16 protein-coding genes are annotated in these 21,325 nt (G+C 65.1%); 8 read left to right on the top strand and 8 right to left on the bottom strand.

Annotated features, from left to right (window positions below):
- Window positions 1-11: 11 nt before the first annotated feature.
- From MRBLWH12_RS10800 to leuD, 3 genes are read left to right on the top strand one after another with little or no spacing between them, the layout of a single operon-like run.
- Window positions 12-1,394 carry a M24 family metallopeptidase gene (locus tag MRBLWH12_RS10800; protein WP_363548786.1) on the top strand — a complete coding sequence of 461 codons (1,383 nt, stop codon included), beginning with the start codon at window positions 12-14 and terminating at the stop codon, window positions 1,392-1,394.
- Complete coding sequence (gene leuC, locus MRBLWH12_RS10795; RefSeq protein WP_341977900.1) at window positions 1,387-2,835, top strand: 3-isopropylmalate dehydratase large subunit; 1,449 nt, start codon at window positions 1,387-1,389, stop codon at window positions 2,833-2,835. The genes MRBLWH12_RS10800 and leuC overlap by 8 nt, the downstream gene beginning before the upstream one ends.
- A 2-nt stretch (window positions 2,836-2,837) precedes the next feature.
- Window positions 2,838-3,446: a 3-isopropylmalate dehydratase small subunit gene (gene leuD / locus MRBLWH12_RS10790; protein ID WP_341977902.1), complete on the top strand. Its 609-nt coding sequence runs from the start codon at window positions 2,838-2,840 to the stop codon at window positions 3,444-3,446.
- Window positions 3,447-3,467: 21 nt separating this feature from the next.
- On the opposite strand, the gene MRBLWH12_RS10785 is transcribed toward leuD, so the two are convergent.
- From MRBLWH12_RS10785 to MRBLWH12_RS10765, 5 genes are all read right to left on the bottom strand, one after another.
- Window positions 3,468-5,762 (bottom strand): beta-glucosidase family protein, encoded by a 2,295-nt coding sequence (locus MRBLWH12_RS10785; RefSeq protein ID WP_414685045.1) that lies wholly within the window; start codon window positions 5,760-5,762, stop codon window positions 3,468-3,470.
- Window positions 5,763-5,972: 210 nt separating this feature from the next.
- Complete coding sequence (locus MRBLWH12_RS10780; RefSeq protein ID WP_341977906.1) at window positions 5,973-6,815, bottom strand: ATP-binding cassette domain-containing protein; 843 nt, start codon at window positions 6,813-6,815, stop codon at window positions 5,973-5,975.
- The gene (locus tag MRBLWH12_RS10775; protein WP_341977908.1) at window positions 6,812-8,686 is read right to left on the bottom strand and encodes a dipeptide/oligopeptide/nickel ABC transporter permease/ATP-binding protein; all 1,875 of its coding nucleotides are present in this window, start codon (window positions 8,684-8,686) and stop codon (window positions 6,812-6,814) included. The genes MRBLWH12_RS10780 and MRBLWH12_RS10775 overlap by 4 nt, the downstream gene beginning before the upstream one ends.
- Window positions 8,683-9,624, bottom strand: a complete 942-nt coding sequence (locus tag MRBLWH12_RS10770; RefSeq protein ID WP_341977910.1) for an ABC transporter permease — start codon at window positions 9,622-9,624, stop codon at window positions 8,683-8,685. The genes MRBLWH12_RS10775 and MRBLWH12_RS10770 overlap by 4 nt, the downstream gene beginning before the upstream one ends.
- 75 nt (window positions 9,625-9,699) lie before the next feature.
- Window positions 9,700-11,223 carry an ABC transporter substrate-binding protein gene (locus tag MRBLWH12_RS10765; RefSeq protein ID WP_363548782.1) on the bottom strand — a complete coding sequence of 508 codons (1,524 nt, stop codon included), beginning with the start codon at window positions 11,221-11,223 and terminating at the stop codon, window positions 9,700-9,702.
- Between the two features lie 189 nt (window positions 11,224-11,412).
- Here MRBLWH12_RS10765 and MRBLWH12_RS10760 point away from each other — a divergent pair, with 189 nt between their 5' ends.
- Window positions 11,413-12,036 carry a TetR/AcrR family transcriptional regulator gene (locus tag MRBLWH12_RS10760; protein ID WP_341977914.1) on the top strand — a complete coding sequence of 208 codons (624 nt, stop codon included), beginning with the start codon at window positions 11,413-11,415 and terminating at the stop codon, window positions 12,034-12,036.
- A 180-nt stretch (window positions 12,037-12,216) separates the two neighbouring features.
- Window positions 12,217-13,431, top strand: coding sequence for an acyl-CoA dehydrogenase family protein (locus MRBLWH12_RS10755; RefSeq protein WP_341977916.1), 1,215 nt, complete (start codon window positions 12,217-12,219; stop codon window positions 13,429-13,431).
- A 181-nt stretch (window positions 13,432-13,612) separates the two neighbouring features.
- On the opposite strand, the gene MRBLWH12_RS10750 is transcribed toward MRBLWH12_RS10755, so the two are convergent.
- Genes MRBLWH12_RS10750 through MRBLWH12_RS10740 form a run of 3 tightly spaced genes read right to left on the bottom strand, consistent with a single transcriptional unit; the run spans window position 13,613 to window position 18,540 of the window.
- Complete coding sequence (locus tag MRBLWH12_RS10750; protein WP_341977918.1) at window positions 13,613-14,995, bottom strand: aldehyde dehydrogenase family protein; 1,383 nt, start codon at window positions 14,993-14,995, stop codon at window positions 13,613-13,615.
- A gap of 30 nt (window positions 14,996-15,025) precedes the next feature.
- Window positions 15,026-16,360, bottom strand: a complete 1,335-nt coding sequence (locus MRBLWH12_RS10745) for a dihydrolipoamide acetyltransferase family protein (RefSeq protein ID WP_341977920.1) — start codon at window positions 16,358-16,360, stop codon at window positions 15,026-15,028.
- A 2-nt stretch (window positions 16,361-16,362) separates the two neighbouring features.
- On the bottom strand, window positions 16,363-18,540 hold the full coding sequence (locus MRBLWH12_RS10740; RefSeq protein WP_341977922.1) for an alpha-ketoacid dehydrogenase subunit alpha/beta: 2,178 nt from the start codon (window positions 18,538-18,540) through the stop codon (window positions 16,363-16,365).
- A gap of 155 nt (window positions 18,541-18,695) precedes the next feature.
- Here MRBLWH12_RS10740 and MRBLWH12_RS10735 point away from each other — a divergent pair, with 155 nt between their 5' ends.
- The 3 genes from MRBLWH12_RS10735 to MRBLWH12_RS10725 all read left to right on the top strand — a co-directional run bounded on the left by MRBLWH12_RS10735 (window position 18,696) and on the right by MRBLWH12_RS10725 (window position 21,277).
- Window positions 18,696-19,238 carry a VOC family protein gene (locus tag MRBLWH12_RS10735; RefSeq protein WP_341977924.1) on the top strand — a complete coding sequence of 181 codons (543 nt, stop codon included), beginning with the start codon at window positions 18,696-18,698 and terminating at the stop codon, window positions 19,236-19,238.
- Between the two features lie 7 nt (window positions 19,239-19,245).
- Window positions 19,246-19,914, top strand: a complete 669-nt coding sequence (locus tag MRBLWH12_RS10730) for a GntR family transcriptional regulator (RefSeq protein ID WP_341977926.1) — start codon at window positions 19,246-19,248, stop codon at window positions 19,912-19,914.
- 160 nt (window positions 19,915-20,074) lie between these two features.
- Window positions 20,075-21,277, top strand: coding sequence for an acyl-CoA dehydrogenase family protein (locus tag MRBLWH12_RS10725; RefSeq protein ID WP_341977928.1), 1,203 nt, complete (start codon window positions 20,075-20,077; stop codon window positions 21,275-21,277).
- The last annotated feature ends 48 nt before the right edge of the window (window positions 21,278-21,325 follow it).

The raw sequence follows: 21,325 nt of genomic DNA, 5'->3' as shown, positions 1-21,325 counted from the left end.
GGGGAATTTCGATGAAGAGCACGGGGACAGCCGGGACTAACGGCGTCGATTGGGAGGCGCGCGTCGATTTCGATCGGCTGCGGGACGAGCGTCTCGGGAAACTGAAGAACGAGCTGGCTGCGTCGGATCTCGGGGCCATACTGGCGTTCGACTTCTCGAACATCCGCTACATGACGTCGACTCACATCGGAACCTGGGCGATGGACAAGCTGATCCGGTTCAGCCTCCTCACCCGCAACACCGATCCGATCGCCTGGGATTTCGGATCGGCGGCAAAGCACCATGCGCTCTACAACCCGTGGCTCGATGTGACGTCGTCGGAGATGGACGCGGATCCGCATGCTCCTCACGAGGGAACCAAGAGGCCCCGCTTGGAGTCCGGTGCTCGCGCCGGTATCTCCACGCTCCGCGGTGCATTCCCTCCCGATGCGGGCATCGCGCAAGAGGTCGCTCGCAAGATCAAGCGCGAGCTCGAGAAGTTCGGCGTGGCCCACGAGCCCCTCGGCGTCGATGTCATCGAGCTTCCCATCCTCTTCGCGTTGCAGAAGGAGGGCATCACAGTCGTCGACGGCCAGCAGGTCTTCATGGAGGCACGGCGCATCAAGACGCACGACGAGATCCGACTGCTCACTCAGGCAGCCTCGATGGTGGACGCAGCCTATGAGGATCTCTATCGCTTTCTGAGGCCGGGGGTGCGCGAGAACGAGGCCGTGGGCCTCGTCGCCAAGACTCTGTACGACCTCGGCTCCGAGTACGTCGAAGGCGTGAACGCGATCTCCGGTGAGCGATGCTCGCCGCACCCTCACGTGTTCAGCGATCGTCTCATCCGCCCGGGCGACCCTGCGTTCTTCGACATCCTGCACAGTTGGAATGGCTATCGCACCTGCTACTACCGCACTTTCGCCGTAGGGTCGGCCTCGAGACAGCAGAAGGATGCGTACACGCGCGCGCGGGAATACATGGACCGAGCGATCGCGCTGGTGAAGCCGGGGGCGACGACGGCCGACATCTGCGCAGTGTGGCCCACCGCTCAGGAGTTCGGTTTCGCCGACGAGGAAGCGGCGTTCGCTCTGCAGTACGGCCACGGCGTCGGACTGTCGATCTGGGAGAAGCCGATCTTCTCGCGCCTCACATCCTTCGACCACCCGGAAGAGCTCAAAGAGGGCATGGTCTTTGCGCTCGAGACCTACTGGCCGTCCGCTGATGGGTGGGGAGCCGCGCGGATCGAAGAAGAAGTGGTCGTCACGGCGACCGGTTGCGAAGTCATCACGAAGTTCCCGGCCGAAGAGCTGCTCATCGCGGGTCCACGCTACATCGCCGTCGGAGGTCCGCTGAAGAACGAACGCGACTCGCAGTCGCACCTCAACACGATCTGGGGACGGGGAAATGCGTGATGACGCACGCCCGTCGCACCCTCGCACTCTCGCCGAGAAGGTCTGGGACGACCACCTCGTCGTGAAGGGCGAGAACGGCGAGCCGGACCTCATCTACATCGACCTCCACCTGGTCCACGAGGTCACCAGCCCGCAGGCGTTCGACGGCTTGCGAAAAGAAGGGCGTCCGCTGCGTCGTCCAGATCTGACGATCGCCACCGAGGACCACAACACCCCGACGTGGGACATCGACAAGCCGATCGCGGACCTGACCAGTCGGACGCAGATCGAGACGCTGCGACGCAACGCTCCCGAGTTCGGAGTGCGTCTGCACTCGTTGGGTGATGCAGAGCAGGGCATCGTGCACGTGATGGGTCCGCAGCTGGGCTTGACGATGCCGGGGGTGACGGTCGTGTGCGGTGATTCTCATACCTCAACCCATGGTGCCTTCGGCGCCATGGCCTTCGGTATCGGCACCAGCGAGATCGAGCATGTGATGGCCACGCAAACGCTGTCGTTGAAGCCGTTCAAGACCATGGCGATCAATGTCGAGGGGACGTTGCGTCCGGGCGTGACCGCCAAGGACATCATCTTGGCCGTCATCGCGAAGATCGGCACCGGTGGGGGACAGGGCTACGCGCTCGAGTACCGCGGCGGTGCGATCCGTGCGCTCTCCATGGAGGGCCGGATGACGATCTGCAACATGTCGATCGAGGCCGGAGCGCGAGCGGGCATGGTCGCGCCGGACGAGACGACCTTCGCGTACCTGGAGGGTCGTCAGCATGCCCCCAAGGGGCAGGACTGGACGGATGCGGTCGCCTATTGGCGGACGCTTCCGACGGACGAGGGCGCGGTGTTCGACGCCGAGGTGTTCATCGACGCCGATCAGCTCGAACCGTTCGTGACCTGGGGCACGAACCCGGGTCAAGGAAGCTCCCTGTCGTCGTCGGTACCGAACCCCGCCGACATCGTCGACCCGAACGAGCGTGCCGCGGCAGAGCGGGCGCTGGAGTACATGGGCCTCACCCCTGGTACGCCCCTTAAGGAGGTTCCCGTCGACGCCGTGTTCATGGGCTCCTGCACGAACAGCCGCATCGAGGATCTGAGGGCGTTCGCGTCGATCATCGAGGGGAAGAAGAAGGCCGACGGCGTCCGTGTGATGGTCGTGCCCGGTTCCGCGCGTGTGCGCCTGGAAGCCGAGGCGGAGGGTCTGGACAAGATCATCACGGACTTCGGGGCGGAGTGGCGGTTCGCCGGCTGCTCGATGTGCCTGGGGATGAACCCCGACCAGCTCGCACCAGGTGAGCGTTGTGCGTCCACCTCCAACCGCAACTTCGAAGGACGCCAGGGCGAAGGCGGACGGACCCACCTGGTGTCCCCGCTCGTCGCCGCGGCCACCGCCATCCGCGGCACGCTGTCGAGCCCCGGCGATCTGCTCGTCGCCATCGGAGAGGAGGCCTGATCATGGAGAAGTTCACGACCCATACCGGCATCGCAGCGCCGCTGAAGCGCTCCAATGTCGACACCGATCAGATCATCCCCGCGGTCTTCCTCAAGCGCGTGACCAAGACCGGCTTCGAAGACGCGCTGTTCCATGAGTGGCGAAAGAACCCCGACTTCGTGCTTAACGACATGGCCTATAGCCGCTCCTCGGTCCTGGTCGCCGGCCCCGATTTCGGCACCGGGTCGAGTCGAGAGCACGCGGTGTGGGCATTGCGAGACTTCGGTTTCAAGGTGGTGCTCAGCCCGCGATTCGGCGACATCTTCCGCGGCAACGCCGGTAAGCAGGGCCTCCTCGCCGCCACGATCTCGGAAGAAGATCTCGAGCGCATCTGGGCCGAGATCGGCCTGTCGCCCGCGATGGAGATCACGGTCGATCTGAGCGCACGCACCGCACGAATCGGGCAGAACGAGATCCGCATCGGTGTGGATGACCACACACGCTGGCGGCTCCTCGAAGGGCTCGACGACATCGGGCTCACGCTGCGCAACGAAGACAAGATCGCGCAGTTCGAGGGCCGTCGCGAGTCGTGGCGGCCCCGGACCCTCCCCGTCTCCGCAAACGGGAGCTGATCTCCGTCCGACTGGTAGAACTCACCCGATCGCGGGCTGCGGCTCCCAGTCACAGGCAAGGGGGAGATCATGGACTGACGCACCGGCGCGAAGGGTGAAATGCCCTTCCTCGAGGCCCCAGCCGTGCGCAGTCCAGTGCGCGAGCCGACGCGAGTCGATCGGGATGGTGGCGGTGACGGTCTCTCCTGCCGCCGCGTGCACGACAGCGAACCCCACCAGCCATCGGGCGGGACGCTCGATGGTGGAGTCGGGGCGCTCTGCATACACCTGAACAACCTGTTTGCCAGCTCGTAAGCCTGTGTTCGCGAGGATCACCTCGAGCGTGTCATCGACGCGGGACGCCGCCCCCCAACTCCAGGTCGTGTATCCGAGACCGTGTCCGAAGGGGAACGCCGGCTCCGCCTCAGAGGTCAACCAGGAGCGGTAGCCGATGTGAATGCCCTCGCCGTAGGTCAGTCTGCCGTTCTCGGGAACCACATTCGTGGTCGGTGCGTCCGAGAGCGCGGCGGGCCACGTCGTCGGGAGGCGGCCGCCCGGCTCCGATGTGCCGATCATCATGCTCGCGATGGCGCTACCGAACTGCTCACCGCCGAAGTATCCGTGAAGAACCGCCGAGACCTCGCCGGCCCACGGAAGCGCGACAGGAGAACCCGCGTTCACGATCACGATCGTTCGTGGATTCACAGCCGCCACCGCGCGCACCAGGTCGTCCTGGCGGCCGGGAAGAGCAAGGTTCTCCCGGTCGTGCCCCTCGGATTCCACCCGGGAATTCGTGCCGACGACCACGATCGCGACATCCGCACCGGTTGCGGCGGCCACCGCACGAGCGATGAGGCCGTCGGGGTCGGAGTCATCCGGGGCGATCCCCACCGTCACGCTGAGCGAGCCGGCGAGCGTGCCGGCGGTGGCGAGAGAGAACTCGGCCCGCACATCCACCGGGATCCCGACGGTGACCGGCACCGTCACCGTCGCGGACGCCGGTGACGTGATCGCCGCACCCAGATCGTTGCCTCGGGCCACCGGAGCGTCCTGGAGAGCGAGCTCCCCATCCACGAAGATCTTGCCCGGGTTGGAGCCCGAGAATCCGAGCAGAATCGTTCCCGATGCCTGGGGTGTGTAGGCCGCACGGATCTCGAGCGTCCCGGCCCCGGCCAGTGCGCTGTCTCCGCCGAACCAGATCAACTCCGTCGAGCGTCGGTCCTCGTGGCAGAGTTCCTCGCCGTCGGCATCGAAGAACGTGACACGGGCGCCGGGTTCGCCGGTGATCGGATTCGTGATCGTCTCCAGGGGGAAGCGGGACACGCCCTCCTGCACGACGGCTCCGATCTCGTAGTCGATCTGCACGTGCGGCAACGCCTCGCGAAGACCTTCCAGAGGCGAGACGACATGTGCAGGAAGCACCGTCGCCGAGCCGCCGCCCTGGGTGCGGGCCTCGCGGGCATTGTGGCCGATCAGCGCGATTCGCGAGAGCGCCGCTGCGTCGAGGGGGAGAGTGCCGTCGTTTGCGAGCAGGACGCTTCCCTGGATTGCGGCAGTGCGCGCAAATGCGATTCCGTCGAGGGGAGCAGGGACCGCCGCAGACGCGTCTCCGAGAGCCCCGACCCGTTCGGCCAACAGCAGTAGACGCAGAACCTTGCGATCGAGGTCCGACTCCTGCACGATACCGTCGCGAATCGCGCCGAGGAGGTCGTCGTACGCGGGGGCGGGTCCCGGCATCGCGAGGTCCTGTGCGGCTGGGATCGCGTCAAGGCTACGCACAGCGGTCCAATCGCTGATGACCACTCCATCGAAGCCCCACTCGTCATTGAGGGGACTGTCGAGCAGGTCGTTCTCGGTCATCGTCACCCCATCGACAGAGTTGTACGCGCTCATGATGCTCCAGGCACCGGCTTCGACCGCCCTCTCGAACGGCGCCAGGTAGACCTCGCGCAGCGGACGCTCGTCGACCCTGATGTCTACCGTGAACCTGTCGGTCTCCGAGTCGTTCGCGACGTAGTGCTTCGGGCAGGCTCCGACGCCGTTGTCCTGCAGCCCGGCGACGTAGGTCGCCGCAAGCGCGGCGGTGAGCTCGGGATCTTCGCTGAAACACTCGAAGTTGCGACCTCCGAGGGGTGTGCGCTGCAGATTGATGGTCGGGCCGAGCACGACGTCGACACCCTTGCGTCGTGCCTCGGATGCCGCGGCAGCTCCATATCGGTACGCGAGATCGACATCCCACGATGCCGCGAGTGCAGATCCGGAGGGCAGGTTGAGGGAGGGATCGCGCTCATCCCAGCGGGGCCCACGGACACCTGCGGGCCCGTCAGACAGCGTCATCGCGCGCAGCCCGATCGAGGGGAGGGGAACCGTCGTCCAGAAGTCGGCACCCTGGATGAGCGCAGCCTTCTCTTCGAGGGTGAGCTTCGCTAGCAGGGGCAGGAGATGATCGGTGGGGGAAGTCAAAGAAGGGTCCTTCGTCGTGCGGGGGAGATCGATTGGACTCCCGATGGGCACGTGCTCACGGCGTGTGCCCACCGGGAAGCGAGATCACGCGGGGGCGTCGTCCGTGTTCAGCAGTGCGCGTCGTTCGAGCCGTCGGGCTTCCTGCTTATCGGGGTCGGGCACCGGTGACGCCATGAACAGTCGCTGTGTGTATGGGTGGGCGGGACGAGCCGTGACCTGGTCGCCGTCGCCGGTCTCGACGATCTCGCCGTGATACATCACCGCCACCCTGTGACTGATGTGGCGGACGACGGCGAGGTCGTGCGTGATGAAGAGGTAGGAGACGCCGGTGCGCTCCTGGATCTCGATGAACAGGTCCAGCACGCGCGCTTGGGTCGACAGGTCCAGCGCCGAGACGGGCTCGTCGCACACGATGAGCTTCGGCGCGAGCGCGAGCGCTCGCGCGATCGCGATGCGTTGACGTTGCCCGCCGGAGAATTCCCGCGGCAGACGGCTGCGCGCGCCCGACGGGAGCCCGACATGATCCAGCAGGTCGCGGACGCGAGTCTTGGCGGTGTTCGCGTCGACGCCTCGAGCCTGGAGCGGCTCGGCGAGGATCTGCTCGATCGTCAGCGAGGGATTCAGCGACGAATACGGGTCTTGGAAGACGACTTGGATCTCAGAGCTGAGCGCTCGCCGTTCAGCCCGGCGGAGCTGGCTGATGTCCCGAGAGTCGTAAGTGATCTTCCCGCCGGTGACGGGAGCGAGTCCTAGCACGGCGCGGCCGAGCGTGGTCTTCCCTGAGCCGGACTCGCCGACCAGACCGACCGTTTCGGCGGGTTTGATGTCGATCGAGACGCCCTTCAGCGCCTGGAAGGGTTTTGCCCGGAACCCCTTGCCCGGGTACTCGACGACGAGGTCGTCGACGGTCAGCAGCGACTCGCTCACGCGATGCCTCCCTGAGATGCGCGGCCGCCGGTGGTGGCCAACGGCGGACGGGCGGGGCCCTCGTCGAGGATCGACGCGAGCAACGACTTCGTGTACGGGTGCTCGGGGCGCTGCAGGATCGCGCGCACCGGGCCTGTCTCGATGAACATACCGCTCTGCATGACCGTGACGCGGTCGCACAGGTCGGCGACGACACCGAAGTTGTGTGTGACCAGGAGGATCGCCAGTTCGCGCTCAGCCTGCAGATCGCGCAGCAGGTCGAGTACTTCGGCCTGCACCGTGACGTCGAGCGCGGTCGTCGGCTCGTCGGCGATGATCAGGTCGGGATCGGTCGAAACCGCTCCCGCGATGAGCACCCGCTGCGCCATACCGCCCGAGATCTCGAAAGGGTAGGCCTGGAAGGTGCGCACCGGGTTCGGGATGCCGACTCGTTCGAGCAGCGAGAGCGCCTTGTCCCTGGCCTCTTTCCTGCTCATCCCGAGGGACATCCGCAGCGGTTCCGTCAGCTGGCTGCCGATCGTGAACGACTGGTCGAGGTTGCTCATCGGCTCCTGCGGGATATAGCCGATGCGACGACCGCGGATGCCGGCGTAGACGCCGTCATCCCCGTTCTCCAGGCGCGTCCCTTCGTAGTCGATCGATCCCGCCGTGATGCTGCCGCCTTTGGGGAGCAGGCCGAGGACCGCGAACGCGGTCTGCGACTTCCCGGAGCCGGACTCGCCGATCAGTCCATGCACCTCTCCCTTGCGGACGTCGAGGGAGACGCCGTGCACCACCTCGGTCGAGGTGCCATCCGGCTGCTGGTAGCCAACACGGAGGTCCGTGATGCGCAGGAGCGGCTCCGAAGATCGGGCGGCGGTCCGCGCGTCTTCGTCATGAACGATCGGCTCACCATCGCGGGTGACGATGTCGACCTCGTCGCCCAGGTCGGCGAGGTCGGTGTTCGTCGTGACTGCGGCGACAGAACCGGTGCGGCTGGTCACCGCGCGACGACGCTTGCGGCGCACCACGACGGTGCGTTCGATCACGTCACGGATCGCATTCGCGAGCAGCATCGACGCGATGCTCGTCAGCCCGATCGCGAGTGATGGCCACAGCATGAGCAGGGGACCGACGTACATCTTCGTGAAGGCGTCCTGCAGCATCCCTCCCCAGGTGGGGACCGAGGCATCGCCGAGCCCGAGGAACTCGAGTCCGGACTGGATCCCGATCGCGATGATCGCGACCACAGCGGTCTGGATGATGATCGGTGCCCGGACGACCGACAGGACGTGGCGGCCGATGATTCGCAGATCGCTCAGTCCCGACACCCGTGCGGCATCGACATAGAGTTCTGATCTGACGGCAGTCACCATCGTGTAGACCAGTCGGAAGTATGCGGGTGACAGCACGACGCCGAAGATGATCATCGAGATCCAGACGGAAGGCCCGATCGCTGCGCGCGCCGCGAGCAGAATCACCATGGCCGGCAGCGCCATCACCAGTGAGGTCGCCCACGACGCCAGGTTGTCGAACCAGCCCTGGTAGTACCCGGCGATCAGCCCGGACGTGACGCCGAGCACCAGAGCGGTGAGGACAGCGAGGAGTGCGGCAGCGACGCTGATCTGCGTCGCGACGAGCATCCGCGACAGCACATCGCGCCCGGCGCTGTCGGTCCCGAGCAGGTGCTCGGTGCTCGGCGGTTTCAGGATCGACTGAAGGTCAGCGGGGTTGGGGGAGTACGGCGCGAGGAGCGGCCCGATGAGAGCGATCACCACGACGAGAGCGAGGAGGATCAGCGAGATCAGAGCCACCGGGTTGCGCAGCAGCTTCCTCAGCAGGCGGTCCGTACCCGCTGTCGCGGTGGTTGGAGAGACTTCGATGGTGGTCATGACAGTCGCACCTTCGGGTTGAGCGCAGCCTGCGCTAGGTCGATGAGAAGGTTGACGACCACCGCGATGATCGCGGTGACGACGACGATCCCCATCACGACCGGGATGTCGCCCTGTGCCGTCGCCTGCACCGTGAGCGAGCCGATTCCGGGGAGGGCGAAGATCTGCTCGACGATGACCGCGCCACCGATCATGCCGACGAACTGCACGGCGAGAAGTGAGAGCGCGGGCCCCCCGGCATTGCGCAGCACGTGCTTGTACACCACGCGATTCGAGCTGAGGCCCCTGCTGCGCAGCGTGCGCACATAGTCGCGGGAGAGTCCATCGATGATGGAACCGCGCACCTGCTGAGCGATGGTCGCCACCCCGCCGATCGCGAGGGCGATGATGGGCAGTGTCACGCTGCTGAGCCACCCCGTGAAGGACTGAGTGATGGGGATGTACCCGGTCGCTTTGAACCACTGCAGATTGATGGCGAACAGCAGCACCAGGAACAGGGCGATGAGGAAGCCGGGGATCGCGAAGCCGAGGATCGAGAGGAACTGGATGGCGCCGTCCACCGCTCCGTCGCGGCGAGCGGCGACGATGCCGAGGACCACCGAGAAGATCGCGGTGAGGATGATGGATCCGATGACGATCGACAGCGTCACCGAGAGTCGGCTGGAGAGCTGGACCGACACGAGCTGGCCGGTGAACCAGGAGCGACCGAGATCGCCGGTTGCGGCGGAACTAAGCCAGTCCCAGAACTGAGCGGGGAGTGGTCTGTCGAGCCCGAGTTCCGCGGTCTTCTGCGCGACCACCTCATTGGTGGCGTTCTGGCCGAGGATCGAGCGGGCGATGTTGCCGCTGCCGAGATACAGCAGTGTGAAGGCGATGACCGTGATCGCGACGATCAGGATCACACCCGAAACTGACCGCCGCAGAATGAAAGTGAGCATGGCTCCACTCCTGTGTAGAGGGACCTCGAAGATGGATGCCGGTCCGCCCGATCTCTCGGGCGGACCGGAGGGCGACTACTTCTTCGGCCGGAAGTCGTAAAGCGCCGGGTAGGTGTTCGTCGGGAGCATCGTGACGGCCGTGTTGGCGTCCGTCGCGAAGCTTCCCTGCACGCGGTAGAACGGGGCGAACCAGGCCTGCTCCACGATGTAGGTGTTGAGCTCCTTCGCGACTGCGGCCTGGGTCGCCTCGTCGCCGTACTGGATCTGCTTCAGGTACTCGTCGACCTGCGGGTCCTGCGACTTGAACGGGTTGAACGACGCGGTCGGAGCGATCATGAACTGAACCAGCTGCCAGTCCGGGTTCTGCTCGAGTGCCATGAAGGAGGCAGGGTACTTCGGCGCCAGCAGATCGGCGAAGAAGTTGCCGACCGGTACGTCCGTCGGCTCGACCGTGATCCCTACATCCGCGAGCTGCTGGGCGATCAGGGCGTAGGTCGTCGTTCCGAACACCGAGAGCGTTGGCATCGCGAGCGTGAGACCGTCCGGGTAGCCGGCTTCGGCAAGAAGCTTCTTCGCCTTCTCCGGGTCGTACGTGTAGTAGTCGTCCAACTCCGGATCGAACGCCTTCGAGCCGGCGGGGAAGACCTGGGTGGTCACGGTGCCACGATCCGACTGGAGCGCGCTGAGCAGACCCTTGCGATCGAACGCGTAGTTGATCGCCTGACGCACCTTCACGTCGCCCAGGGCGGGGTTCATCTGCCCGGCTCGGTCGAGGAGCAACAGTCCCTGGAAATCGATCTCGGCGGAGCTGACGGTCCAGCCGGCGGCTTCGACTTCGGAGACAACGTCGTTACTGGAGAGCTTGACTCCGTTCGCCTCGCCCGCCTTGATCGCGTTCAGTGCGGCGGTGGCGTCGCTCAGAACGTTGATGACGACCTTGTCGTAGTGCTGGACTGACGGGTTCCAGTAGTCCGGATTCTTGGTGTAGGAGTACGAGGTTCCCGTGACAGTTGCGTCCGTGTCGAGAATGTACGGGCCGGAGCCGACCGGCGTCGTCGCGACGTCGGCGCTCTCGAGCGAATCCGCGGCGCCGACGAGGCCGGCATCGCGGGTCAGATAGCTGAGAAGTGCAGGGTCGGGCGCGCTGAGGGTGATGACGACTGTGGTGTCGTCAGGAGCCTCGACACTCGCCACACCGGCGAAGCTCCCCGCGTTCGGAGAAGTGCCTTCCTTGTAGCGAAGGAGGTTCGTGGCGACGACATCACCGGTGAGCTTCGTGCCGTCTGTGAAGGTCACGTCATCACGGAGGGTGAGCGTGAGGATCGTGTTGTCCTCGTTGTACGACCATTTCGTCGCGAGCCAGGGCTCAATGGTCCCCTCCGGGGTCGCGAGCAGCAGAGTGTCGAAAACGGCCTGATAGAACGGCGACCGGTTTCCCCACTCCGTGCCGGACGGGTCGAACGTGACAGGAGCGGCGCTGGCGCCGAGAATCAGGGTCTCGCTGGCGGTGTCTTCATTCGCGCCGGCCGCGCAACCCGCGATCGCGAGCGTCGCGGTGACAGCGATGGCCGCTGCGGAGACGACCTTCTTCCATCGCATCATTTGCTGTGTCCTCTTGGTAGGGGCGATGCCTCGTCGGATCGCTGTATGCGTAAGCTAGCACCTAAAATGAATGTTCACTAGGTTTTTGCAAAATTTAGTATCACTGTACGAAACGGGCTCCGCGTGGGGGTTGCAGAATGGAGGGGGCCGGCGTATCCGTCGACCCCGGAGTGTACGAGGGAGATCATGACGGATTCGCGCAAGCGGAAGCCCCGCGGGGAGTATGCGAAGACAGGAGCGAAGCGGGTAGCGATTCTCGATGCTGCGCTCGAAGTGTTCGCCCAAGTGGGGTATCGTGCGGGATCGCTCCGCGATGTGGCTGAGCGGGTCGGAATGAGTGAGGCGGGGCTGCTGCACCACTTCCCGACCAAGCCTGCGCTGCTGGCGGCTGTGTTGGATCGCCGCGATCAGCACAGCCTGGAATGGGTGCGCATGGCCGAGGGCGATGGAGACGTGACTCTGCGCGGGCTGGTCACCACGGCGGCTCGTAACGCCTCCGCGCCCGGCGTTGTCGAGTTGTACTGCGTCCTGTCCGCGGAGGCCACGCAACCCGGGCACCCCGCGCGGGACTACTTCATTGCTCGTTATGAAGAAGCCCGCACCAACCTGCGCAAGGCGTTCGAAGATCTGGAGCGGCAGAATCGCACGCGACCGGGAGTCGCGCCGCGAAGCGCCGCCGTGGCTACCCTCGCGATGATGGACGGGTTGCAGGTGCAATGGCTGTTGAATCCCGAGGCGGTCGACATGGCGGCGGAGCTGAGTGACTTCCTCGCAGCCTTGGTGGACATCGACTTCACTGCGACCCGATAGCCAGGTCCGGTTCGCGCTCAGCCTTCGCAGGGCGGAAGTTTTCAAAACCGAAACACAAAAGTAGCCATCGGGCGTATACCATCATCGATAGAAGCAAACGATTGCAATCACACGCAGGCTCCAGGCCGGCGTCATCGAAGGAGAGCGACAGTGAGCAGTTCAGTTCAAGAAGCACCGGCCATGGACGCCTTTTTCGGCGCGCCCGGCCCCGACTACGAGATCATCGCGAAAGCACAGGCACTGCAGCCTCTGATCCGCGAGTACGCCCAGCAGGGTGAGGAGAACCGTCGTGTCTCGGAAGAGGTCATCACGGCGATGCGGGACGCAGGTCTTCTGCACATCTCGATCCCGAAGCGCTGGGGCGGCCTCGGCGGCAACTTCCGCACCTTCATCGATACCGTTGCGGCCGTCGGCCAGGCTGACGGTGCCACCGGTTGGGTTTCAGCGCTGCTGAACTCGTCCACGTGGTTCGCCACCCTGTTCTCCGAGCAGGCTCAGGAAGACGTCTTCGGCTCCAACCCCCGCGCATCCGTCGCCGCCGTGCTCTCGCCGGGTGGTCCCTTCATGCAGGCGAATTCCACCAAGAAGTTCGAGCGCGTCGAGGGCGGCATCCGCCTCACGGGCGAGTGGGGCTACTCCACCGGGTCGCTGCACGCGGACTGGTCCATCGTGCCGGTGCGCACGGGCGAGGATGAGAACGGTCTCCCCGTGAACTCGCTCGTGCTGATCCCGAAGTCGGACTCGAACATCAGGGACACCTGGTACGTGGCCGGTATGCGCGGAACGGGTTCGAACACCGTCTTCGTCGAGGACATCTTCATCCCTGACCACCGCATCGAGCCGATCGGGAACTTCGCGACCGAGCAGTACCCCCGGGTCTGGGCCGAGGAGGACAACTACAATGCCTCCTTCGTGCCTGTCGCGGAGATCGTGCTGAGCGCTGCGCAGATCGGAATGGCGCGCGGTGCCATCGAGATCGCCCGTGGCGTCGGTGAGAAGCCGATCACGTACTCGGTGTACCAGCACGCGAAGAACTCGGTGGTGCACCAGATCGAGCTGGCCAAGGCGCAGTCCGAGGCAGACCAGGCGTACCTGCTCGTCACGCGCAGTGTTGCGATCATCGACTCCGCCGCCCGTGACCGTCGCCCGATGACGGTGGAAGAGCGTGCCAGGACTCGTATGGACAACGGCCAGGCGGCAGCGCTCGTGCGCAAGTCGATCAACCGCTGCCTCAGCATCGCCGGAGCCTTCAGCTTCGCCGAGATCAATCCGCTGCAGCGTTTCTGGCGCAACAGCGAGACCGCGAGCCGTCACGCTCTGGTGCACCCGGAGATCGGCGCCGAGGTCTACGGCAAGTTCCTCTTCGGTATCGAGGACAACGTTCAGCCCTTCTGATCGTTGGACGAAAAGGGGCCCTCGGAGCGGCGACGGAGACGTCCCACCGCGCCGAGGGCCCCTTCTCCTGTCGCTGAGGCGCTGCGCCCGGGCATGCAGAACGGCCCCGTGGACCTCTCCACGGGGCCGTTCTGCATACGTCGCGCGCTCTCGGGTGAGTTCCGCTACGCGTCTTGGTGGGTCAAGCGACCCACACCGTCTTGAGGTTGCAGAACTCCCGGATGCCCTCCGCCGAGAGCTCGCGGCCGTACCCGGAGCGCTTGATGCCTCCGAAGGGCAGCTCGGGATAGGAGATGGTCATGCCGTTGATGAAGACGGCGCCGGACTCGATCGTCTTGATCGCGTGTCCGATCTCCGCTTCATCCGAGCTCCAGAACGCCGAGCCCAGGCCGAAGTCGAGACCGTTGGCAATGTTCAGAGCGTCTTCGAGCGACGCGGCTTCGTACAGGCTTGCGACAGGTCCGAAGGCCTCTTCCTCGAACAGGCGCATCTCCGGAGTGATCCCCGCGATCACGGTAGGCGGGTAGAACCATCCGTCGGCGCTGTCGTCGAAAGAGCCGCCCACGATGATGTCCGCGCCCTTCTCTCGTGCATCATCGACCAGCTCGACGATGTCGTTGCGGCCCGACGAAGTCGCCAGGGGTCCGATGTCGGTGCTCTCGTCCTGCGGATCGCCGATCTGCAACTGCGCCATCTTCGCGGCGAACTTCTCGGAGAACACGGCGTAGGCATCGGTGTGCACGATGAAGCGCTTCGCGTTGATGCAGGCCTGACCATTGTTGCTGGTGCGGGCCTTCACAGCCATTTCCGCGGCCGCCTCGAGGTCGGCAGAGGGCATCACGATGAACGGGTCTGAGCCGCCGAGCTCGAGCACGACTTTCTTCAGCACGTCGCCGGCGATCGACGCGACCGACCTCCCGGCTGGCTCAGAACCGGTCAGCGTGACGGCGGATACGCGCGGATCCCGGATGACGCTCTCGACCCGTCCAGCGCCGATGAGAAGGGTCGAGAAGGAGCCTTGAGGAAAGCCCGCACGCGTGAAGAGACTGCCGAGGTAGACCGCCGCCTGAGGCACGTTCGAGGCGTGCTTCAGGATGCCCGCGTTCCCGGCCATCAAGGCCGGTGCCGCGAAACGGATGACCTGCCAGATGGGGTAGTTCCACGGCATGACGGCGAGGACGACGCCGAGCGGGTCGAAGCGCGTGCCAGCTTGGCTCGCGCCGACCGCGGAGGGGTCGTCGAGAGTGCGCCCGCTGAGGAAACCTTCGGCGTTCTCGGCGTAATATCGCATCGCGTAGACGGACTTCGCCACCTCACCACGCGACTGTGCGATGGGCTTGCCCATCTCGTCCGTGATCATCGCCGCGACCACTTCGAGGTCAGCCTCCAGGAGGTCCGCGGCGGCGTTCATGAGCTCGGCTCGGCGAGCCCACCCTGCCGCCTTGAGCTGCGGTACAGCGGTGTTGGCGGCGGCCAGCTTCTGTTCGACGACAGTGTCGCTATCCTGCTCGAACGTCGCCAGTTCCTCCCCGGTGGTGGGGTTGACACTTCGCATGATTGCCATGGTTGCTTTCTTTCGTCAGGTCAGGTCAGGTCAGATCAGGATGGTGAGAGGGTTCTCGATGCGTCGTTGGAAGGCGGCGAGCCACAGGGCCGCGACCGCCCCGTCCAGTACGCGATGGTCAGCTGAGAGCGTCACGGTCATGACCTTCCCGGTAGAGAGAGCCCCGTCCGAGTCGATCACCGGCACCGCCCGCGCGGCGCCGACCGCGAGGATTCCCGCCTGCGGCGGGTTGAGGATGGCGGTGAACTGCGACGTGCCGTACATGCCGAGGTTCGATACAGAGAAGCTGCCTCCCTCGAGCTCGTGCTGCTTGAGCCGCCCTGAGCGTGCGCGCTCCGCCATCTCGGCGATGGTGGCGCTCACTTCTGTCAGCGACATGCGTTCGATTCCGCGCAGCACCGGAGTGGTCAGGCCGCCTTCCGTGGCGACGGCGACCGAGACATCTGCGGAGGAGAACTGACGGATGCTGTCGCCGTTCCACGTCGCGTTCGCCTGCGAGACCTCCATGAGAGCTGCGCCGACGGCCTTCACCACGAAGTCGTTGACGGAGATCTTGCGACTCGCCGTCTGGTTCACCGTCGCACGCAGGGCCATCAACTCGTCCACGCGGCAGTCGGCCACAAGATAGAAGTGCGGCACGGTCGACTTGCTCTCGGTGAGGCGACGGGCGATCGCCTTGCGCATGCGATCGAGGGGGATGTCCTCGTAGGGTGCTGTGCCGGCAGCCGCGACCTCCGAAGTGCTCGCACTCGACGGCTCCTGCGCGGGCGCGGGAGAGGGCGCGACCGGAACGGGAGGAGCTGTCGTCAGCCGGGTCAGGTGCGTCTCGAAGTCGCGACGCACGATCCGCCCGTTGGGACCGGTTCCTTGTACGTCTTGCAACGCCACGCCGTGCTGTTCCGCGAGCCGACGGACGATGGGGGTAGCGAAGAGTCGACGCGCTTCAGCTGCATCGCTCTGCTCCGGGGCGGGGACGGTCGCCTGCTCCATCGCAGTGACCGGGGGCGTCGGCTGGGCCGAGTTCGACGGTTGCGGCTCTGGATCGGTGGCCTCTGCGGGCGGCGCCGATGGCGTCTCGCCCAGGCCGATAGCCGCGAGAGCAGCATCGATATCCTTCTCGCTGTCGCCGGGGGCGAGCATCACGAAGATCGGATCGCCCACCGCCACGCTGTCGCCCTCGGGAACGAGGAGGCGTCCAACCACTCCGGCGGCCTCCGACAGCATCTCGACGCTCGCCTTGTCGGTCTCGATCTCGGCGATCGGCTGATTCTGTGCGATGGTATCGCCCGGGGAGACGAGCCAAGACTGGACAGCCGCTTCTTCGGCGCCAGCGAGGATCTCGGGCATGCGGATGATTTCAACCATGATCAGGATCCGAATCCGGCGCGGACTGCTTCCAGGCCCGCGACCACTTCTTCCGTGCGGGCGATGGCTGCCCGCTCCAACACGCGAGAGATGCTGGGCGATGCTTCTTCTCCGGTGACTCGGGCGACCGGCTGATCGAGCCAGTCGAAGAATCGCCGCTGGATCTCGTCGGCGAGCCATGCGCCGTAGGACGTGCCCTGCGAGCCCTGCTCGACGATCAGCACGGCGTTCGTCTTGCGGATGCTGTCGCCGATGGTTTCCCAGTCGATGGATGCCCGGTCGAGCCAGCGCAGGTCGATGAGTTCGGCATCGATGCCGGTCTGCTCGATCGCTTCCTTGGAGTGAGCGACCATTGCCAGGTAGGTGAGGACGGTGACGTCGGAACCTTCCCGGAGCACGGCGGCCGAGCCCGGCTCGATGATGTAATCGAGATCGCCCTCCGGGATCTCGTCAGCTGTGCCATAGAGGTCGACATGCTCGATCACGAGCACCGGGTCCTGCAGCGCGAGAGCCGCATTCATCAGACCGATGTAGTCCCTCGCGTTGGAGGGGGCGACGATTCGCCATCCGGGGCTGGTCGCGAAGATGCCCGCGGGGTCCATCAGGTGCTGTGACCCGTAGCCGGATCCCATCGCGACCTTGGTGCGCAGCACGAGAGGCACATCGTTGTCGCCACCGAACATGTGCCGCGCCTTGCCGATCTGGTTGAAAACCTGGTCGGCGGCCACCCACATGAAGTCCGGGTACATGAACTCGACGACCGGACGGAAGCGGCCGTCCAGGGCGAGGCCACCGGCGAGACCGACGAAGGCGTTCTCGCTGATGGGGGTGCCGAGGATGCGATCCTCGCCGTACTTCTTCGGCAGCCCCTTGGTGGCGCCGTTGGTGCCTCCGTTGAGGCGATGCACGTCTTCGCCCATCACGACGATGCGCGGGTCCGTCTCCATGCGGCGGTCCATCACCTGGGCCACGGCCTCGATGAACTTCACCGGGCGCAGGGGAGCGGACTCATCGAGCGCGGGGAGACCCTGCAACTCGCTACCGTCGCCTCTGACGCCCACGTTTACGAAGCTCGTCTCCGGCCACAGCTCCGGTCGGATGCGGCGCTTTCCGGGGCGATCCGGATCTGACTCGAGAAGTTGAGCTGCGGCCTCCGTCATCGCAGCCTGAACGCGTTCGCGAAGGGCCGAGACGCCGGCGTCCTCGATGAGTCCACGACGGATCATGTGCCGGGCCACGAGGTCCAGGGGATCGCGGGCGAGCCAGAGTGCCTCCTCCTCCTTCGTGCGGTATCCGAACGCGCTGCCGGGGTAGGCGCCGTTCTGGTGGAAGAACCGGTACACCTCTGCCTCGATGACGGTCGGGCCTTCGCCCGAGCGCATCCGCTCTGATGCCTCCAGGGTTGCCAGGTGCACCGCGAGCGGGTCCATTCCGTCCACACGCCAGGAGGGGATTCCGAAGCCCTGGCCGCGGACGGAGAACCTCGGATCCGCGGTGATCTCGTCGGCGCGCGTCGACACCGCGTAGAGGTTGTTCTCCACGAAGAAGCAGACCGGCAGCTTCCATGCGGCAGCGAGGTTCATCGACTCCAGCACCGAGCCGATCTGCGCTGCGCCGTCGCCGAAGTAGTTGATGGACAGATCCGTCGTCCCTGAGTGCTTCTGCGCCCAGGCGTTACCGGTGGCCATCGGTGCGCCGCCGCCGACGATCGCATTGGTTCCGAGTGCCCCGGCTTCGAACCACTGGAGGTGCATCGACCCGCCGCGGCCACGGCAGTAGCCCTGCGCGAGGCCAAGGATCTCCGCCAGGGTCCGCTGCAGGACCGTCTGGATGTCGTCGTTCACCGGCTCGGCGGGATCGATCGTTCCGGCGCTGACGTGGGTGAGAGCTTTCGCGAGGAACTGATGGTGACCCCGGTGAGACCCGTTGACGCCGTCGGTGGAGCGAAGCCCGACGATTGAGCCGACTGCTCCACCTTCCTGCCCGATGCTCGAGTGCGCTGGCCCATGGACGAGTCCCTCGCCGGCGATCTCGAGGACCGTCTCCTCGAACGCGCGGATCAGATGCAGTTCACTCAGCATGGTCCCCAGAAGTGCGGGATCGGCTGCATTCCAATCCGCGTCGGTGGTGGTCAGCTGGAACCAGTCGACGCCGGTCTGGAGTCGCTTCTTCTTCGGCATCTTCGCCATTCCTCTCGCGCGATCACCTAGACCGCTGAGTCGACGGTAGCGGAGTATCGGATCCAATACAAACGTTTGCATATCGGAATATATCGTCGTAGACTGCCGATACGGGTACGGTGTATCCAATTTGGTTGCGACAGAGGAGTCCACATATGGCTGACGCCGTGCGGCCGGGCATCCCCGGCATCCACGGGACCGACCACATCGGATTCACCGTCCCGGATCTGGAAGAAGCTGAGCGATTCCTCGTCGACATCCTCGGTTGCGAACGCGTCTACACCCTCGGATCGAAGAAATCAGACGGCGACTGGATGCACACGCATCTGGGAGTGCATCCGCGCACTGTCATCAGTGAGATCCGCTTCTTCCGGCTGGGCAACGGGGCCAACTTCGAGGTCTTCCTCTATGAGGCGGCCGATGGTCAGGCGCCCCATCCCCGCAACAGCGACCTCGGCGGGTTTCACATCGCGTTCTACGTCGATGACATCGACGAGGCCGTGCGCTACCTGAATGACAACGGCGTCGAGGTCATGGGGTCTCCGACATCCAGTGCCCAGGCTGCGGAAGGCCAGCGCTGGGTCTATTTCACCAGCCCGTGGGGTCTGCAGTTCGAACTTGTGAGCTTCCCCCAGGGCAAGGCGTACGAGAAGCAAGCCGACAGCCTGCTCTGGCACCCGGCGCACCCCGAGCGATGAGGTCGACATGTCGATAGAGACCAGCACGCTCATCCACGGTGCGACCGGCGCTCGCATCGCGGCGACGCTGCGTGATGCCATCCTCTTGGGTGAATACGCACCGGGCGAGCGTATCCGTCAAGGCCAGCTCGCCGATCAGCTCGGCGCCAGTCGCTTGCCCGTGCGCGAGGCGTTGCGGATGCTGGAGGCGGAGGGCCTCGTCACGCTCGTCGCGAACACCGGCGCCTGGGTGTCGAGGCTCACGATCTCGGACTGCGAGGAGATGTATCGCATGCGGGAGAGTCTGGAACCGCTGCTTCTCGGGTTGAACGTCCCTCTCCTGTCGGACTCGGTGATCGACAACATGGATTCCCTTGCCAACGCGATGGCGAGCACCTCCGATGTCGAGCGCTTTCTGCTCCTGGATCGCGAGTTCCATCACTCGAGCCTGCAGGCTGTGCAGACCACTGTTCTCGGCGAGACGGTCTTTCGCCTGTGGAATCGCACGCAGCACTATCGGAGGACTGCGACGCGCCTCTTCTATCGCGAGGGCGATGATGCGGTGCATCACGACCATCACCTTCTGGTCACGGCTCTACGTCGTCGAGATGCCGACGAGGCCGAGCAGGTCCTCCGCCGACATATCCGTCGCAGTCGGCTCGAACTGGTTCGACATCCGGAGGTCTTCGATGCATAGCCTGCAGGCGGCGGCACTCTTCCCATGCGACGCAGGCGAATCCGGCAACTTACGACCTTGAAACATCGCTGCAACAATCTCGGCCTAGCATAAGGCGCAAGCAATCGTTTGCATTTTGTCTCTTGCTTCAAAAATTCAGACGTCCCGAGGAGGAACACCCTTGTTTGACACACTTGTTCGACCATCGATCACTGAAGTCATCGATCGAATCACGGCGCTTCGCCCCGAGCTCGCAGAAGGCGGACGTGAAGGAGACCTCTCCCGGCGTGTTCCGGAACGCATCTTCGAGGCTGTACGGGCCACGGGAGCATTCAGCGTGTCGGCGCCGGAGAAGTTTGGCGGGCTCGCCGGCAACACTCGTGACGTGCAGGCCGTGACGAGTGCGATCGGTGCCGGCGACGGCAGCCTCGCCTGGATGGCCGGCATCTACAACACCGGCGCTTGGGTGCTGAGCCTCATGAGCGATCAGGCGCAGGGCGATGTCTGGGGGGAGCGGGGGAAGGCGGGCGCGCTCGTCTCCATCGTCCTTGCCACCACGTCAGAGGCCGTCGTCGTTGACGGGGGATACCGCATCACCGGTCGATGGGCGTACGGCACGGGCAGCCGCGAGGCAGAATGGTCGCTTCTCGGCGTGCCGCTCAAGAACGTCGCGGGTGAGATCATCGACGCCGGTGTTGCGTTGATCCCTCGAGAGGACCTCACCTTTGAGGACGACTGGTTCGTCGCTGGGATGAAGTCGACGGCGAGCGTCACCCAGCTCGCGAACGATGTTCTTGTGCCGAGTCACCGCATCTTCCGGCTGACCGCAGCGATCGAGGGTGAGTACATCGGCAGCAACCAGGAGACGTCGTATCGCACGATGTTCGTGCCGTCGCTCTTCATGAACTTGGTGGGGCCCCACCTGGGAATGGGCCGCGCAGCACTGGACTTCGTGGTGGCGGCGGCGGGAACCAAGTCCATCGCCTTCACGGGATATGACCGTCAGGCGGATTCGACGATCTTTCAGTACACGCTCGCCAAAGCTGCGGTTCAGCTCGCGGCGGCCGAAGCTCTGGCTGAGCAGGTCGCTGACGAGATCTACCTCACGGCCGAACGAGGCGAGTATGCGCCTTACGCCGATCGCATTGCATTGCGTGCGAAGGCGGGCTGGGTCATCGACACGATCACTCAACTCATCGGTGATCTAGTGACGGCGCACGGCTCCGCAGGGTTCTCCGACTCGTCGGTGCTCCAGCGGATCTGGCGTGATCAGGCAGCAGCAGCCCGACACGGGCACACCCTCTCGGCGAGTGGCTACGAGGCTCTCGGGCGGGTGATGGTGGGCCGTGAAGGCGATGCCCGCTTTGTCCTGCCTGTGGTGTGAGTCCCCGGTCGAGACCGACTTCGAAAACAACCAAGTGAACGGTGAGAA

It is taken from the genome of Microbacterium sp. LWH12-1.2 (assembly GCF_040675825.1).
In the GTDB taxonomy this organism is placed as follows: Bacteria; Actinomycetota; Actinomycetes; order Actinomycetales; family Microbacteriaceae; genus Microbacterium.
The sequence above is the reverse complement of the archived record's forward strand: the minus strand, read 5'-3'. Positions and strand labels throughout refer to the sequence as shown.

Coding starts and splice junctions, on each gene's coding strand:
- MRBLWH12_RS10755 (WP_341977916.1), top strand. CDS start 12,217: ATGGACGCCTTTTTCGGCGCGCCCGGCCCCGACTACGAGATCATCGCG.
- MRBLWH12_RS10770 (WP_341977910.1), bottom strand. CDS start 9,624: ATGCTCACTTTCATTCTGCGGCGGTCAGTTTCGGGTGTGATCCTGATC.
- MRBLWH12_RS10765 (WP_363548782.1), bottom strand. CDS start 11,223: ATGCGATGGAAGAAGGTCGTCTCCGCAGCGGCCATCGCTGTCACCGCG.
- MRBLWH12_RS10730 (WP_341977926.1), top strand. CDS start 19,246: ATGTCGATAGAGACCAGCACGCTCATCCACGGTGCGACCGGCGCTCGC.
- MRBLWH12_RS10785 (WP_414685045.1), bottom strand. CDS start 5,762: ATGACGCTGTCTGACGGGCCCGCAGGTGTCCGTGGGCCCCGCTGGGAT.
- leuD (WP_341977902.1), top strand. CDS start 2,838: ATGGAGAAGTTCACGACCCATACCGGCATCGCAGCGCCGCTGAAGCGC.
- leuC (WP_341977900.1), top strand. CDS start 1,387: ATGCGTGATGACGCACGCCCGTCGCACCCTCGCACTCTCGCCGAGAAG.
- MRBLWH12_RS10800 (WP_363548786.1), top strand. CDS start 12: ATGAAGAGCACGGGGACAGCCGGGACTAACGGCGTCGATTGGGAGGCG.
- MRBLWH12_RS10750 (WP_341977918.1), bottom strand. CDS start 14,995: ATGGCAATCATGCGAAGTGTCAACCCCACCACCGGGGAGGAACTGGCG.
- MRBLWH12_RS10745 (WP_341977920.1), bottom strand. CDS start 16,360: ATGGTTGAAATCATCCGCATGCCCGAGATCCTCGCTGGCGCCGAAGAA.
- MRBLWH12_RS10740 (WP_341977922.1), bottom strand. CDS start 18,540: ATGCCGAAGAAGAAGCGACTCCAGACCGGCGTCGACTGGTTCCAGCTG.
- MRBLWH12_RS10735 (WP_341977924.1), top strand. CDS start 18,696: ATGGCTGACGCCGTGCGGCCGGGCATCCCCGGCATCCACGGGACCGAC.
- MRBLWH12_RS10775 (WP_341977908.1), bottom strand. CDS start 8,686: ATGACCACCATCGAAGTCTCTCCAACCACCGCGACAGCGGGTACGGAC.
- MRBLWH12_RS10760 (WP_341977914.1), top strand. CDS start 11,413: ATGACGGATTCGCGCAAGCGGAAGCCCCGCGGGGAGTATGCGAAGACA.